This window comes from Aeribacillus sp. FSL K6-1305 (assembly GCF_038050115.1).
GTDB classification, from domain to species: domain Bacteria; phylum Bacillota; class Bacilli; order Bacillales; family Aeribacillaceae; genus Aeribacillus; species Aeribacillus composti.
In genome coordinates, this window is the sequence record NZ_JBBOQV010000001.1 from 1,852,070 (window position 1) to 1,868,483 (window position 16,414).

Genomic DNA, 16,414 nt, shown 5'->3' on the forward strand with positions numbered 1-16,414 from the left:
AACTCCTTTCGAAAAAATTTTATAATCACATAATAGTTGAAATAACGATTTTTGTAAACCTGAAATTTATTTAAGTTTACATTAAAATGTTTTTTCATAAAGAAATGACAATTAGGCTTGTTCACGATACAATATTTTTATAATTGCTATTGAGGTGACTCTTGTGCCCGAACTAGAGCTGACTTTTGATACATTAATCATCGCCCTTTCACTGCAGATCTGCATACAGATCGGGCTAAACTTTTTTCATCGTTATGTCCGTACTGGTTATCAAATTTCTGCCAAAGCGAAATTTGAACAGTTCAAAAACAGCTTTTTTGACAGCATTTCAAGAGAGATCCCGTATTTCACTTTCCTTTTTCTTTCATTTCTTATAAAGAAAAGAAAGCGGAAAGAGGGACCGGACGATAAGGAGGATCATCTTTTTCCTTCCCTGTTGGAGACACATTTTGTTTATTTATAAGGAGGAAAAAGATGCGGAATATTTTGTATATCGTAGTCATGATCACTTTTGTTGCACTAACTGGATGCAGCGCTGGCAGCTCAAATCAATCAGGCTTTTTCCAGCAAACATTCGTTGAACCTTTTTCAATTATTATTAAAACTTTTGCGGACTGGTTTCACGGCAGCTATGGAATCGCGATTATTTTAATTACGGTCTTGATTCGGTTGATTCTTATGCCGTTAATGCTTCGCCAATATAAAGACCAGCAAAATATGAAATTGAAAATGGAGAAAGTTATGCCGGAGATGAAGGAGCTGCAAGAAAGGTTTAAAAAGGCGAAGGATCAAGCAGAACAACAAAAAATTCAAAAGGAAATGATGGATTTCTATCGAAAGCACGACATCAATCCATTGAAAATGGGCTGCCTTCCCATTATTATTCAAATGCCGATCATCATGGGGCTGTATTATGCCATTCGCGGTTCGAAAGAAATTGCAACACATTCATTTTTATGGTTTAATCTCGGAACACCTGACCTTATTTTGACGCTTTGTGCTGCAGCTATTTATTATGTGCAATTTAAAGTTTCCATTAGAACGGTACCTGAAGATCAATTGCAAGGACCGATGAAAATGATGGGAATGCTGTCGCCGCTAATGATAGGAACAGCTTCTTTTGCTTCACCCGCTGCCTTGCCTCTTTACTGGACAGTGAGCGGATCATTCCTTATTCTGCAAACATTACTTGCGCAAAAGCTCTACTATAAACCAATAGAAAAAGAAAAAGGCCAGAACTCTGAACAGTAGAATCAGTAGCCGTACAAAAATACCTTTTGCGAACAATATGAATAAATTAGCGAATTGATCTTTCCTCTTGCGTTAGACAGTAAAATAACCTGTCTAGCGCAGGAGGAAATTTTTTTGGTTGAAAGGGACTGTGAAAATCTTCGTGCTTATCTTCTCTCCAACATTCAAATGAATCTGCTGAAATTTTTCCTTCAAAAAATCTTTTTGAACAGCTGTTACTAGAAACTGCAAAACAAAAGAAGGAACCTATGTCAGGCCCCTTTTCACATTTAGCTGGTTTTACTTTCTTGTTTTTTAAAAAAAGTTTTCATCGCATGAAACACATCTGCTTTTTGCTTTAACACAAAATAGCGGAATTTCGGATTGTTGATGTTTTTATAAGCAGACATTAAGGTGGAGTATCTGTTGTACTGGTTGACCTCGCCGTAACAAAAGATGTTGCAAATTTTCATTAGTTCTTCGACAAGCTTCACGCATCGGCTGTTATCTGAAGTTAAATTATCTCCATCGGAAAAATGGAACGGATAAATATTGTACCGGGAAGGCGAGTATTTTTCTTCAATAAGTGCTAATGCTTTTCGATAGGCAGAAGAACAAATGGTGCCTCCGCTTTCACCTTTTGAAAAAAATTCATCCTCAGTGACAACCTTTGCCTCCGTATGATGGGCAATAAATTCAATATCTACCGTTTCGTATTTCGATCTTAAAAATCTAATCATCCAAAAGAAGAAACTTCTCGCCATATATTTTTCCCATATTCCCATAGAACCGCTCGTATCCATCATTGCAAGCACAACAGCTTTTGACTCTGGTTTTTCCACTTCGTTCCAAGTCTTAAATTTCAAATCTTCCGGATATATCGGATAAAAACTTCGTTTTCCTGCCATCGCATTTCGTTTAAATGCCGAAAGCATTGTCCGTTTTTTATCAATGTTTCCCATAAGGCCTGTACGGCGAACATCGTTAAATTCTATTTTTTCAGCAATATTCTCATCCATTTCTTTTTGCTGTAAATCTGGAAGTTCAAGTTCCTGAAAGAACGCTTTTTCCAAGTCCATAATCGACACTTCAGCTTCATAATAGTCCTCTCCAGGCAAATCTCCAGCGCCATCGCCTTTCCCAGCTGCTTGTGCATCATTTGTGCCATCCCTCGCAACAACATCGCCAATTTTACTGTCTCCCTTTCCTTGGCCGACATGTTTGTTTTTGTCATAGTTATATCGAATTTTATATTCATCAAGCGACCGTATCGGAATTTTTACTACATTTTTTCCGTTTGACATGATGATGCTTTCTTCTGAAATAAGATCAGGGAGATTATTGCGAATCGCTTCTTGCACTTTTTCTTGATGGCGAACTTGGTCATCATGGCCTTTACGATGGAGGGACCAATCCTCTCTAGAAACAACAAAGTGATGGTTCCCTTTGGATGTCATTTTTTTCCCTCCCTTAAAAAACTTGGCAATTCTTTTATTATATTCAAACGAATGGGTTCGTTTGGACAAATAAAAGATTATTCTATCATATGCTCGAACCTTCCAAAATTGACATGCTGTTGCACACCTTTTTTGATTAGAAATTTTGAAAAAAATAGCGCCCATTGGGCGAATCATGAACGAAACCAGCTTCAATTGTCAACGATTTAGTAAACTGCCTACATAGCGAAGAAGTTCATTGGCAGATGTTGAATTGTATCCATATTCATCAATGAGTCTCGCTACAACCTCGTTAATTTTCTTTAATTGCTGTTCGTCAGGCGTTTTAGTTGACGTTGTAATTTTCACAACGTCCTTCAAATCAGCAAACAATTTTTTCTGAATAGCTTCGCGCAACCGCTCATGGGAATTGTAGTCAAAACGTTTCCCTTTTCTTGCATATGCTGAAATGCGAATCAAAATTTCTTCTCGGAAAGCTTTTTTTGCATTTTCTGAGATGCCGATTTGCTCCTCAATTGAACGCATCAATTTTTCATCCGGATTCATTTCCTCGCCTGTCAGCGGATCGCGGATTTTGCTTTTATTGCAATACGCTTCAACATTATCTAAATAGTTGTCCATTAAAGTTTTTGCCGATTCTTCATATGAATAGACAAACGCCTTTTGAACCTCTTTTTTCGCAATTTCATCGTATTCTTTCCGCGCGATGGAAATGAAATTCAAATAACGCTCACGGTCTTCTTCTGAAATCGAAGGATGCTGATATAAACCTTCTTTTAACGAACGAAGTACATCTAACGCATTAATAGAAGGCACTTCTTTCCGAATAATGGTAGAAGAAATCCGATTGATGACGTAACGAGGATCGATGCCGCTCATTCCTTCTTCCGGATATTCTTTTTTTAGCTCTTCCACATCTACAGCATTAAACCCTTCAACCAATTCTCCGTCGTAAAGCCGCATCTTTTTCACAAGATCGATATCCGATCTCTTCGGCTCCTTTAAACGGGTTAAAATAGTAAACATTGCCGCTACTCTCAATGTATGCGGAGCGATATGAACATCGGATACATCGCTTTCTTTAATCATTTTTTCGTAAATTCTTTCTTCATCGGAAACCTTTAAATTATACGGGATCGGCATGACGATAATTCGCGAATGGAGAGCCTCATTTTTTTTGTTTGAAATAAATGAACGATATTCTGTTTCATTCGTGTGAGCGACTATGAGCTCATCAGCTGAAATGAGCGCGAATCGGCCCGCTTTAAAATTTCCTTCCTGAGTTAGAGATAGCAGATGCCATAAAAATTTTTCATCACATTTCAACATCTCTTGAAATTCCATCATTCCTCTGTTTGCCTTGTTAAGCTCTCCATCAAATCGATAAGCCCTCGGATCGGATTCTGAGCCGTATTCAGCAATTGTAGAAAAATCTATACTTCCCGTTAAATCGGCAATATCCTGCGATTTTGGATCAGACGGACTGAATGTGCCGATTCCTACCCGTTTGTCTTCTGAGAAAAAAATTCGTTCAACTAAAACATCCTCAATTCTCCCGCCGTATTCTTCTTCAAGGCGCATCATATTAAGCGGAGATAAATTGCCTTCAATTCGAATGCCGTATTCTTTATAAAAGTCGTCGCGAAGATGGTGCGGAATTAAGTGCAAAGGATCTTCATGCATCGGGCAGCCTTTAATTGCATAAACTGCACCTCTATCCGTTTTCGAATATTCTTCTAATCCCTTTTTTAACAAAGTGACAAGTGTAGATTTCCCGCCGCTGACAGGACCCATTAACAACAGAATTCTTTTTCTTACATCCAGCCGCTTAGCAGCGGGATGAAAATATTCTTCCACAAGACGTTCCAATGCTTCGTCCAGTCCGAAAATTTCCTGGTTGAAAAATTTATATCGTTTTCGGCCATTAATCTCCTCAATCCCTGCATCTTTTATCATATTATAAACGCGAGAATGGGCGGATTGGGCTATCCATGGTTTTTCTTTTAATATTTCCAAATATTCAGCGAAGGTGCCTTCCCATTTTAAGCGCTCTTCCATTTCTCTATGCTTTTCGATTTTTTTCAAAATATCCATCAGGGACCTCCTCCATCGTTGGTTTGAGCACCAGATTAATACAATTTATGCGAGGATGTCCTTAAAGATGCTTTTTGATTAGCTTAATATTTGAAAATGAGTTAAAAAATTTTGACAAAATGACAAACCTTAGGGAAATTCTTTCACTCGTTGGGAATGTTAATGTATAATAAAACTAGTAATTTTTGATTACGTTGTACATATGAAGGAGGGATCTTTTTCATGAAAACTGCTTTAGTTTTAGGTGTCTGCATCACATTTTTAATTGCTATTTTCACTGCAGGATACAACGATAAACCTGGTGTCAACAAAAAATAATTTTGTGCATATTGATGATTTGTTCACAAGTAGTCCTCCCGATAATTTTGTGAAGCGATAAAGCAGGTAGGGAATTGCGGCTTGTTTTAGTTCCATGAAAATAACTCCAAAAACATAAAAGGGGTGCTAATTATGGCGGTAGAAAGAGTATTTATCAGCCCTGCAAAATATGTTCAAGGTAAAAATGTCATTACAAAAATCGCGAATTATCTTGAAGGAATTGGAAACAAGACAGTCGTGATAGCTGATGAAATAGTTTGGAAAATTGCTGGGCATACAATTGTAAACGAATTAAAAAAAGGAAATATTGCAGCCGAAGAAGTAGTTTTTAGCGGAGAAGCTTCGAGAAACGAGGTAGAAAGAATCGCGAATATTGCAAGAAAAGCAGAAGCTACTATTGTAATCGGCGTTGGTGGAGGAAAAACGTTAGATACCGCAAAAGCGGTAGCGGATGAATTAGATGCTTATATAGTGATTGTGCCGACAGCTGCTTCAACTGATGCTCCAACTAGTGCTCTTTCTGTTATATATTCTGATGACGGCGTATTTGAAAGCTACCGTTTTTATAAAAAGAATCCAGATCTTGTACTTGTCGATACGAAAATTATCGCTAATGCTCCGCCACGTTTACTTGCCTCTGGAATCGCTGATGCACTTGCAACTTGGGTGGAAGCACGCAGTGTTATAAAATCAGGAGGAAAAACGATGGCGGGCGGCATCCCTACAATTGCAGCTGAAGCAATTGCAGAAAAATGTGAACAAACTTTATTCAAGTACGGGAAGCTTGCCTATGAATCAGTAAAAGCAAAAGTCGTCACCCCTGCGTTAGAAGCGGTCGTCGAAGCAAACACGCTCCTTAGCGGACTAGGTTTTGAAAGCGGCGGTTTGGCAGCGGCTCATGCTATTCATAACGGATTTACCGCGTTAGAAGGCGAAATACATCATTTGACACACGGAGAGAAAGTGGCATTTGGTACTCTTGTCCAGCTCGCTCTCGAAGAACATTCACAACAAGAAATTGAACGCTATATTGAGCTTTATTTGAGCCTTGATTTGCCAGTCACGTTGGAGGACATTAAATTAAAAGATGCTTCACGCGAAGATATACTAAAAGTCGCTAAAGCAGCAACCGCAGAAGGGGAAACAATCCATAATGCATTCAATGTGACAGCTGATGATGTAGCAGATGCGATTTTTGCTGCTGATCAATATGCGAAAGCATATAAAGAAAAACACCGCAAATAACGTTTTGAATTGGCATTTCTTCATGGGATACCTTGTTGACTGCAAAAAAGGCCAGGCGCTTTGACAGCTCTGGCCTTTGTATTTGCTTTTTTAACCTTATGGTAGTCCGCTCCTTCTCATACTTCCTTTATATTTGAACAGAATAACCGCCAAAAATAATGTATATTTACAATCCGAAAGAAGCCCAAAACTAAAAGTGTTTAAGATAATCCATGAAAGCTTTGCTGTCTTAGCGCCTCATACACTAAAATAGCGGCAGTGTTCGACAAATTTAATGCCCGAACGTTTTCCGTCATTGGAATGCGCAAACACCGATCTTCATTTTCTGCAAGCAATTCTTTTGGAAGTCCTGTTGTTTCACGTCCAAAAATGAAGAAAATCTCTTTGGAAGGATCACTAAAATCATAGCTCGTATAATATCGTTTTCCAAATTTAGTTATATAGTAGAAATCCCCGTTCTGGTTTTGCTGAAAAAAATGGTCAAGAGAATCATAATAATGAATGTTTACAAATTCCCAATAATCAAGCCCTGCGCGTCGAAGCATTTTATCATCCGTTGAAAAACCTAAAGGACGAATTAAATGAAGGGCTGTATTAGTCGCCGCACAAGTTCTAGCAATATTTCCAGTATTTGCAGGGATTTCTGGTTGATATAAAACAACGTGTAATGCCACAATGATTCACCTCGAAAACTATTATAACATTTTTAAGAATCCTCATTATCATCAATGATATGAAAAAATTTATATTGAATGTTTTCTGTATAGGCAGTTGAGTCTTCGTACGACCAATATCTCATTCGGCTGTTGGATGTTTGGGCATTGACAAGCGGCATATCGCTTTTATCTTTTGCAACAACAAATGTTGAATGGTCAAATCTGCCGTCGCCTTGAAAATCATAACAAATCACATCCCCGGGCTTAAGCAGCTCAGGAGACGAAACTTCTTTCGCTCTAAGTCCTGTTTTCGATGTGGACAAATACAGCATCAGCGCATGAGCTACAGACCAGCTGTAGCTCCAATTATTATTCGCAAGCCACCATCCTGATGACCGGTTCGGGTAGCCTCTCATCGGCGCATCACCGGCACGTAAACATTGGGAAACATAATTTGTACAATTTACGTCAAAATAAGGATAATTCGGATTTCTGCTGTTCCACCACCGTTCCGCATATTGGACGCTTTTCAACCGATCATATTGAAAAGAAACCCGTTCATCTTTTTCTTGCCATTTTTCGTTTGTCCAATCATCCTCTTCATCTTTATGAAAACAGTCTTTTAGTTTAACTTCATCAGATATTAAATGACCTTTATTGGAAAACTTCGCTACCCGCTCTTCCCCAATTTCTTCTATATATAAAAAATCACCTTGCTTATAAAGAAGCCTGTAATCACATAAATAATCTAAAACGGTTGCCTCATCTTCGATCTGTTTCGGCCATTTTATGAGACAAGTCGCTTTCACTATTTCCGCTTTTCGTTTTGCTGCCAGCTCTTTTTTCTTTTCACACCATTCAAGCTCTGAAGATTGCTGCCGATTGTGATTGACAGATTTGTTCACTAAAAATTGCAGCTTTTCATTTATTTTTCGATAAACAGCCTGTACGTCCACATTTGTCACCACCATTTTCGTTTCTTCTATATACGTATGATGGTGACAATTAAAATCATGCTTTCAACATTTCAATTCCTTTGACAATTTCATTCTTTACTTCTTCATCTTGTTCTTTTTCCAGAGCTTTTTCTAATTCAAAAAGCACTGATTGATCTCCTATCCTTCCAATCGCCCATGCGGCGGTTCCCCGAATAATCGGTCTTGAATCTTCGTGCATCAGTTTAATTAAATCAGGCAAAGCCGTTCTATCTTTATAATGGGCTAAAGCGATGATCGCATTTCGCTGAATCGGCTTTTTTCCTCTCCATGAACCAGCTATATGGCCGAATTTTTCTTTAAACTCGCGGTTTGAAATATGAAGAAGCGGCTTTAATTTTGGTTTTGCAATTTCAGGATCCGGTTCCATTTCAGAATGGATATGGAAATCCTTTCCTTTATTTTCCGGACAAACAAGCTGACAAGTGTCACAGCCGTAAAGCCTGTTTCCGATTTTCCCACGGTATTCATCAGGCAGAAACCCTTTTGTTTGCGTTAAAAAAGCAATACATTTCTTTGAATTGAGCTGCCCGCCTTGCACGAGCGCACCAGTCGGACATGAATCGACACATATGTTGCAGGATCCGCATCGGTCTTCAATCGGGGTGTCGGAAGGAAAAGGAATATTTGTAATCATTTCGCCTAAATATACATAAGAGCCGAATTCCGGTGTAATAATCATGCAGTTTTTTCCGCTCCATCCGATACCGGCTCGCTCTGCTACGGCCCGATCCGACAGCTCCCCCGTATCGACCATCGATTTAACCTGTGCTCCGTCCACTTTTTCTAAAATAAAGCTTTCCAGCTTTTTTAACCGATCTTTTAGAATCACGTGATAGTCTGTCCCCCATGAAGCCCTGCAAAATAAACCGCGCCGCTCTTTTTTTGTACTTCTGGGAGCATTTTTCATTTTTGAAGGATATGCCAACGCTATAGAGATAATCGATTTTGCTTTTGGAAGGAGCAGCTCAGGATTTGTCCGCTTTTCGATATCAGGCTCCTCGAATCCTGACTGATATCCTAACTGCTGCTGTACAATTAGCCGCTCCTTCAATGTTTCAAAAACATCAGCACTCGCAAAACCGATTTTATCGATTCCAATTTGCTTGCTGTATTCAATAATTTCTTGTTTGAGAACTGTGAAATCCACACCGCTCCACCCCCTTTGTTTTTATTTCAAAAAATATATAAACTATGTTAAGATAAAATGGCTGAAAATAGGAGGGAAATCAATGGAATTTTTTATTGCTGAAGAGGTCAAACAACGAATTCCTCACTTTAAAATAGGCTTAATTGAGTATGATCATATTCAAGTATCCGAATCCCCCCAAATGTTAAAAGGGAGACTTCGTTTCTTTCAAGAATCTATTTTTTTCGATCTAGAAAATAAAAATGCAGTTGAATTAGACGGCATTCGAGAATGGCGGGAAGTCTTTAAGCGTGTTGGCACTGATCCTAATCGATACCGCCCATCCAATGAGGCTCTTTTTCGCCGCGTTCAAAAACAGCAATACTTACAGTCTATCCATTCAGCAGTTGACTTAAATAATTTTTTCTCTTTGAAATATGAAATTCCGTTAGGCATCTACGACCGAAACAAAATAAAAGGACCTATTACGTTAAAAATCGGTAAAAATGGCGATTCATATGATGCCATCAACGGCCGCCAAGTGAATTTGGAAAATAAACTAGTAACCTGTGATGCAAACGGACCTTTCGGAAGCCCCTATGTTGATTCTAAGCGAACAGCAGTACAGCTTTCGACAACAAGCGCTTTACATATCGTTTATTTAAAGCCATCGATGCGGACAGAAGAAGCAAAAAAATTACTTGGAGCGATGGCAAACATGTTTGTTCAAATTCACGGTGGAGATGCTCGCCAACAAATTTTCGCTTAAGCCTCTCCCTTTTCTTTCTTTTAATGGCATGGCAGCCATATACAAAATTTCTATAATGAAAAAACGCAATGCTTCGTTTGCTTATAAAAACGAAACACTGCGTTGATGAATGATATGTATGGAGCGGGTGATGGGAATCGAACCCACGACATCAGCTTGGAAGGCTGAGGTTTTACCACTAAACTACACCCGCATACATTATTTCTTTTCTATCAAGACGAAAAACACGCACTTGCCATGCCTCTTCCTCTTCCAGCTTATTCGAGGAAGGAGATGCGTCGAGGCAACTCGATGCTTATTCATCGAAGCATCGCTCGTGGTAGCCGTAATGCAATGACGGGTTTTATTATAGCAAAGCGAAAATGACGGTGCAACGGAAAAATGTAAAAAAAACGACATTTTTTTATGTTTTTGTCGAAATTGTGAACAAAATAGATACCAAGCTGTCCATTTAACACCCTATACCACTGAAAAAAGCATTAAATCAACAAGTTTTTCTTATTTCGTTCATATATTTACAAAGCTGGTGGTAAATGTCCGGCGTTTAAATGTAAACTCCGAAATCATGGCAAGCTTAGATAACAGTTAGATTGAACCCCTCAGTCATTCCTTCGCAAACTAAATTTATCAACCAACATAAAATACTAAGAGCTGAGAAAATTCCTATAAAATCAGAGTAAAGTTAAGACCAAATGATAACTATACCTCAAAAACTACACCATTTTGATTCATTGAAAAAATGTGATGAGCGCACTTATCCCATATCTTTTAACTTTCTATAGCACTTTCGTGACTACAGCTCCCATACCTTGCCCATTTCAGAGCTGTCAAGAATTTTTTCAAAGATAAATATACACTTATCCGGTGGATCAAAAATCTGCCTTTTTTATATTACTATAAACAACTTGCTCTTCTAAAAATTCAGCTGATGAATCGTTAAAAGAATCGAGTAGGAGGGAGCGATTAACTCCCGTCCTCTCACACCACCGTACGTACGGTTCCGTATACGGCGGTTCAATTAAGATAATTGACGCAAGTCTTTATAACTTCCGTGAATAGCTGTTCTCTTTATGCCAGTGGTCACTCCACCCTCCAAGAGATCTCCCACGGGATTCACCGCTTCCTCCCTCAAGTGAGGTACTACGTTTTCTGTGTTCATCATGACTCACTGAATGCCAAGGGCTATTCTCTCTTAATTGTTCGGTCCTTCTTAGTTGTTCTAGACCAACTAATACTATGACCTCTGCTGACTTCTGACGGTTCAGCTACTTATCACTAAGTAGGTTATGAAGCGTACTTCACATATCCGCCAGACCTCCCCGGGTAAGAGTGTAATCTTTCCTTCCATCCATCTGCTTCATTTACTCTGTATCACCTTCGGCAGAAAGGGCTTTGTTTTGTCTTGCAAACTCACCCAGTGATACCTAGCCTCATATGAAGTTCGTGTTCCTCAGACCGGAAGTTTGCCGCTCGCTTCCTTCAGATTCCGCGTCACCACGGACACCCTTGCGTTAAGCTAACTGCTACTTCTGCCTTCGCAGCTCGGGACTTTCACCCTATAGATTACACCCATGCCGGGCGCACAAGTAAAAAATCGACGTTCAAAAACGCCGATTTTCACCTTATTTTTTCAACATTTCAAACACTTGCTCGACATCCTTATCTCCTCTGCCAGAGAGATTAACGATCACAATATCCTCCTTGCTTAGCTGCGGGGCAAGTTTCATCGCATATGCTACAGCATGTGAACTTTCAAGGGCAGGGATGATTCCTTCCAACTTAGATAATTGCTGAAAAGCTTCCAAAGCCTCTTTTCCAGACACCGTAACATATTCTGCCCGTCCGGTTTCCTTCAAATAGCTGTGCTCTGGACCAATTCCAGGATAATCAAGCCCTGCTGCAATAGAGTAAGTCGGCATTGGATCATTATTTTCGTCAAGCAAAGTTAAGCATTTAAATCCGTGAATAACAGCTGGAACACCTTTCGTAAGCGTTGGTGCCTCTTCCGGCTCCACTCCTATTAATCTTACGTTTGGTTCGTCCAGATAATGCGCAAAAGCTCCGATTGCATTGCTTCCTCCTCCTGCACAAGCAATCACTGCTGTTGGAAGCTTCCCTTCTTTTTCAAGAATCTGCTTTTTCGACTCTTCACTAATAACCGATTGAAAATGCTTGACAATTGTTGGATACGGATGCGGGCCGACAGCAGATCCAAGCAAGTAAAACGTGTTTTGGTAATTTTCCACATAATCAGCTAAAGCTGCATCCACCGCATCCTTCAAACGTCCTTGTCCTTTTTCAACCGGTACTACCTTTGCACCAAGCAGCTCCATCCGAAACACATTTAATGCCTGCCGCTCTGTATCGAGCTTGCCCATATAGATGGTGCATTCCATTCCAAACATCGCACACGCGGTTGCTGTTGCAACACCGTGCTGTCCAGCACCCGTTTCTGCAATGATTCTAGTAGCCCCCATCCGTTTGGCAAGCAAGATCTGTCCAATTGCATTATTGATTTTATGTGCTCCGGTATGATTTAAATCTTCACGTTTTAAATAAACTTTCGCGCCCCCGAGCGCTTCTGTGAAATTTTTCGCATATGTCAGCGGATTTTCTCTACCAACATATTCTCTTAAATAATATGCCAATTCTTCATTAAACGTTGAATCGTTTTTAAATTTTTCGAAATTCTCTTCCAGTATGTCCAATGCTCTTTGCAAATCCTTTGGAACAAAGCTTCCTCCAAATTGGCCAAAATAACCCTTCTCAACTGTTTGCTGACTCATCTTACTCATCTCCTCTAAGCTTTTATTCAATTATAGCAAAACATGTTCAAATCAAACACTTATTTTTAGAATTTCTGCCGCTTATTATTTTGCATAGTTTAGCTCCCAAACTACACCGAATTTATCGATTACCACACCATATTTTGAATTCTAAAAAGTATCTTGCAATTCCATTTTGACCTGTCCGTCTTTCGCTAATGTTGTAAAAATTGAATTTATTTCATCTTCTGACTCCAAATCCAATGTCAGCCATATATTGTTCCCCTTCGTCACCGATGAGAAAACATCGGCAAAATAAAGTACACATGATTCGTTAATATGCAGCTCGGCATGAATATACTTTCCTTCGTGACCTTTAAACATTTCTTTTCCATCGGATGTCTCTACATTTTTAAGTTCTCCTCCAAATACTTGCTGATAATATTGCAACGCTTCCTTACAGTTATGCAAATAAATATGAGGGATTATTTTTTTCATCTTTGTTTACCCGCCTTTGCCAGATTGTAGGGATAAACATTCTTCTCGACCATTTTACCATAAGGGAATGACACCTTGTTTTTAAGAAGAGGAGTGCCTCCTGTTTCTGTTTAATGATTCAACATCGCATTTTCCTAGGGTCAAGCTACAATCTTTTTTGAAATAGAGCATTACTAGAAACAATTGAAATATTCTAAAATATAAAATGGAGTTAAAAAGCGCAGCGTGATGCAGGTTACCTGCTCCGAAATTGCTCTTCAAATTGGTAAACAAGAAACATCTTGTTATATTGTGTAATCTTTCTTAACGAGATACTTAGCAAAAAATTCAAATTATGTAAAAATCAATTTGGAGGACACACTCATGAAGAAGAATGACTACTTTCATTCGAAAAATTACACCGGGAATCATTTACATGTAGACAACTTTAAAGATGAATTTTCCCCTTTCATCGAAGGAATTGCCTGGGAAAGAACTGATGGCACAATGGATTTATTTTTTGATGATTTAAAAGAGGAAGAATTTCAACAATTATTTGTAAATAAAGAGCATTATTATGATAAATTTAAAGGTGGATTTATAGAAAATGTTCAAACAAATGAGGAAGCGTATGAAAAATTTCGTCAATGGGTGGATGAAGTACTGGAACCGTTTAGAAATGGCCAAAAATAAGCGAATGTTCCATTGAAATGCATTTTGCAAAATTCCCCCATATTTTTACTACAAATGAAAGAAGGGATCCTATCACATGAAAAAAGACAGTTGGGATGCAGCTTTGTATGATGCAAAACATTCATTTGTTTCCAAATTTGGAGAGCATTTGCTTGATCTGTTGGAGCCAAAAAAAGGTGAACGTATTCTTGACCTCGGCTGCGGTACGGGAGATTTAGCCTGGAAGCTTTACGAATTAGGAGTTGACGTCGTCGGAATTGATAAATCAGAAAATATGATTAATCAGGCTAAAGCAAAATACCCCGGTTTAAGCTTTGAGGTGAAGGATGTTCTAAATCTTGGATACCGCAACGAGTTTGATGCCGTTTTCTCCAATGCAGTTCTTCACTGGATCAAGCCGCCAAAACAGGCGTTAATCAATATATACCAGGCCTTAAAGGAGAACGGCCGTTTTGTAGCGGAATTCGGCGGCAAAGGCAATGTCAAAATAATTACCGATGCCATCCGAAATGAATTGAATAAATTGGGCATGGAGGAATTAGCAGACCAATTTCCTTGGTATTTCCCAAGCATTGGTGAATATTCATCGTTGATGGAAGAAGTGGGGTTCCGTGTCGTGTTCGCCCAGCATTTTGACCGTCCAACGCCATTACATGGGGAGAATGGGGTAAAAAATTGGATAGAAATGTTCGCTGGCAGCCTGTTTAACAGTTTGACAAACGAAACAAAAAATCTTATCTTCACAAACGTGGAAAACAACTTGAAAAACGTCATATATAAAAATGGCATCTGGTTTGCCGATTATAAGCGAATTCGCGTCATCGGGATTAAAGAATAACACGTAAAGAGGCGTCTCATATCTTCGCGAATTGTTGAATCTAAAAGAAAGTGAACAATATGTAATTTTCTCAAAAAAATTTTGGAAAAAGCTAAATCTCCAAGAGCTTAAAGTTGCTTCTTATTTTCTCTTGATTTATGCTCAAATTAAAGGCTATTAGAATAACAGCTAAGAGCCTCCATATATTGACAGAATATAAAAATGATGATAGCATAAAGCGAACTATTTCAATAAGATTTATATGTTTTTTTAGAATCGTAGAAAGGAGCATAGTAGTAAATGAGCAAAGTTGTAATTATCAATGGAAGTCCGTTTCCATCATCAAGATTAAATGGATTAATCCAATATGCTGAACAGCAATTGCAGCAAAAAGGAATTGAGATTGATTACATTCAAGTAGCACAGCTGCCTGCGGAAGATTTAATCAAAGCAAAATTTGACAGCGAGGCGATTCTGAACGCCAACCAAAAAGTGGAACAAGCTGACGGAATTATCATCGCAAGCCCAGTGTATAAAGCAGCTTATACAGGCGTATTGAAAACATACCTTGACCTACTTCCGCAAAAAGGGCTTTTGGGCAAAACAATACTTCCGTTGTTTATCGGTGGCACATTGGCTCACCTTCTATCTATAGATTATGCGCTAAAACCAGTGTTATCCACAATGGGAGGCAGATATATTCTAGGAGGCGTTTATGCCGTTGATGCCTGGGTAACCAGAGAAGAAAATGAACAATACAGCTTGTCTGAAGAGCTGGTGCAAAGATTGGACGCAGCAGTAGAGGAATTTGCGAATGCTTTAAATGGACAAAAAGCATGATCAGCTCCTAATCAAAACTCAGAGGTTTTTTTGTTCGTTCTTGATTTCGCAAAATTGCCGATAGTAAATTAAAAGCAGACTGCCCGTACGGTGCAATCTGCTTTTTTCATTATTATTGTTAATAAAAAATGAAAGCATTTTGAGTAAAATATTGAATTTTTCTTTATACAAGATGAAGATTAACGCCACTATTTTCCCATTTTTTGATTTCAATCTCACTTAATTCAGAGCCTATAATTACCGCATCAATTTGATTTGGACTGGCAACAGTATGCAAAGCAATCCTTCCTACTTTCGTATGATCCGTTACAACATAGACGCTCTTCGCAGCTTTTATCATAGAACGCTTCGTTGCAGCAATCTGTTCATCAAAATGAGTAAGGCCAAATTTGTGATGAAGGGCTGGCGTTCCGATGAATGCTTTGTCCACATGGAGATTGCCTAACACTTCATCAGCAATGAGTCCATTTAACATATAGCTTTCCGGATATAGCGTGCCACCTGTTACAATAACTTTAATCCCATTTGAAAAACGCAACTTTGCCGCAACATTTATATCGTTTGTAATTACTGTTATGTTTTTTCTATCTAATATCGCTTCAGCAATATGAACGGTCGTTGTTCCTGAGTCTAGTATAATATTTTCGCCATCTTGTATAAACTGTGCAGCACGCATGCCAATTCTTCGTTTTTCCTCGAACTGAACGGTTTCCCGATCCTGAAAAGACGGCTCCGATTTTACTTTATCTTCCTCAATGACAACGCCGCCATGGGTCCTTCTCAATTTCCCCTCTGATTCTAATAGCGACAAATCTCTTCGAATCGTTGCCTCATGGACATTAAAATATACAGCCAATTCAGCCACAGTAGCAATTTTCTTTTCCTTTACGTATTCTACTATTTTTTTTTGCCTTTCAAGAGCTAACATA

14 protein-coding genes and 1 tRNA gene are annotated in these 16,414 nt (G+C 38.8%); 6 read left to right on the top strand and 9 right to left on the bottom strand.

Annotated features, from left to right (window positions below; genetic code table 11):
• Positions 1-474 precede the first annotated feature (474 nt).
• Positions 475-1,251: a membrane protein insertase YidC gene (yidC, locus tag NST97_RS08935; RefSeq protein WP_066250911.1), complete on the top strand. Its 777-nt coding sequence runs from the start codon at positions 475-477 to the stop codon at positions 1,249-1,251.
• Positions 1,252-1,520: 269 nt separating this feature from the next.
• On the opposite strand, the gene yhbH is transcribed toward yidC, so the two are convergent.
• Complete coding sequence (gene yhbH / locus NST97_RS08940; RefSeq protein WP_339210287.1) at positions 1,521-2,687, bottom strand: sporulation protein YhbH; 1,167 nt, start codon at positions 2,685-2,687, stop codon at positions 1,521-1,523.
• Positions 2,688-2,885: 198 nt separating this feature from the next.
• Positions 2,886-4,781 carry a PrkA family serine protein kinase gene (locus NST97_RS08945; RefSeq protein ID WP_339193261.1) on the bottom strand — a complete coding sequence of 632 codons (1,896 nt, stop codon included), beginning with the start codon at positions 4,779-4,781 and terminating at the stop codon, positions 2,886-2,888.
• A gap of 450 nt (positions 4,782-5,231) precedes the next feature.
• On the opposite strand from NST97_RS08945, the gene NST97_RS08950 reads away from it, so the two are divergent.
• Complete coding sequence (locus tag NST97_RS08950) at positions 5,232-6,344, top strand: glycerol dehydrogenase (RefSeq protein ID WP_327863191.1); 1,113 nt, start codon at positions 5,232-5,234, stop codon at positions 6,342-6,344.
• 200 nt (positions 6,345-6,544) lie between these two features.
• On the opposite strand, the gene trmL is transcribed toward NST97_RS08950, so the two are convergent.
• Genes trmL through queG form a run of 3 tightly spaced genes read right to left on the bottom strand, consistent with a single transcriptional unit; the run spans position 6,545 to position 9,145 of the window.
• Positions 6,545-7,018: a tRNA (uridine(34)/cytosine(34)/5-carboxymethylaminomethyluridine(34)-2'-O)-methyltransferase TrmL gene (gene trmL, locus NST97_RS08955; RefSeq protein ID WP_094244585.1), complete on the bottom strand. Its 474-nt coding sequence runs from the start codon at positions 7,016-7,018 to the stop codon at positions 6,545-6,547.
• A 32-nt stretch (positions 7,019-7,050) separates the two neighbouring features.
• The gene (locus tag NST97_RS08960; protein ID WP_339193262.1) at positions 7,051-7,971 is read right to left on the bottom strand and encodes an amidase domain-containing protein; all 921 of its coding nucleotides are present in this window, start codon (positions 7,969-7,971) and stop codon (positions 7,051-7,053) included.
• 40 nt (positions 7,972-8,011) lie between these two features.
• Positions 8,012-9,145 carry a tRNA epoxyqueuosine(34) reductase QueG gene (queG, locus tag NST97_RS08965; RefSeq protein WP_327848606.1) on the bottom strand — a complete coding sequence of 378 codons (1,134 nt, stop codon included), beginning with the start codon at positions 9,143-9,145 and terminating at the stop codon, positions 8,012-8,014.
• A gap of 82 nt (positions 9,146-9,227) precedes the next feature.
• Here queG and NST97_RS08970 point away from each other — a divergent pair, with 82 nt between their 5' ends.
• Positions 9,228-9,893: a B3/B4 domain-containing protein gene (locus NST97_RS08970; protein ID WP_339193263.1), complete on the top strand. Its 666-nt coding sequence runs from the start codon at positions 9,228-9,230 to the stop codon at positions 9,891-9,893.
• A gap of 119 nt (positions 9,894-10,012) precedes the next feature.
• Here the strand turns inward: NST97_RS08970 and NST97_RS08975 are convergent.
• The 3 genes from NST97_RS08975 to NST97_RS08985 form a co-directional block, all read right to left on the bottom strand.
• Positions 10,013-10,086: transfer RNA gene (locus NST97_RS08975), tRNA-Gly, on the bottom strand.
• Between the two features lie 1,429 nt (positions 10,087-11,515).
• Complete coding sequence (trpB, locus tag NST97_RS08980; protein ID WP_063387240.1) at positions 11,516-12,679, bottom strand: tryptophan synthase subunit beta; 1,164 nt, start codon at positions 12,677-12,679, stop codon at positions 11,516-11,518.
• Between the two features lie 150 nt (positions 12,680-12,829).
• Positions 12,830-13,156, bottom strand: coding sequence for a VOC family protein (locus tag NST97_RS08985; RefSeq protein ID WP_341343135.1), 327 nt, complete (start codon positions 13,154-13,156; stop codon positions 12,830-12,832).
• Between the two features lie 363 nt (positions 13,157-13,519).
• Between NST97_RS08985 and NST97_RS08990 the strand changes: the two genes are divergently transcribed.
• The 3 genes from NST97_RS08990 to ssuE all read left to right on the top strand — a co-directional run bounded on the left by NST97_RS08990 (position 13,520) and on the right by ssuE (position 15,485).
• A complete protein-coding gene (locus tag NST97_RS08990) occupies positions 13,520-13,828 on the top strand; it encodes a hypothetical protein (RefSeq protein ID WP_063387238.1) in 309 nt (102 codons plus the stop codon).
• Between the two features lie 76 nt (positions 13,829-13,904).
• Positions 13,905-14,666, top strand: coding sequence for a class I SAM-dependent methyltransferase (locus NST97_RS08995; protein ID WP_341343136.1), 762 nt, complete (start codon positions 13,905-13,907; stop codon positions 14,664-14,666).
• A gap of 279 nt (positions 14,667-14,945) precedes the next feature.
• On the top strand, positions 14,946-15,485 hold the full coding sequence (gene ssuE, locus NST97_RS09000; protein WP_117016930.1) for an NADPH-dependent FMN reductase: 540 nt from the start codon (positions 14,946-14,948) through the stop codon (positions 15,483-15,485).
• Between the two features lie 163 nt (positions 15,486-15,648).
• Here the strand turns inward: ssuE and NST97_RS09005 are convergent, their stop codons facing one another.
• On the bottom strand, positions 15,649-16,413 hold the full coding sequence (locus NST97_RS09005) for a DeoR/GlpR family DNA-binding transcription regulator (RefSeq protein WP_063387235.1): 765 nt from the start codon (positions 16,411-16,413) through the stop codon (positions 15,649-15,651).
• Position 16,414: the final 1 nt, after the last annotated feature.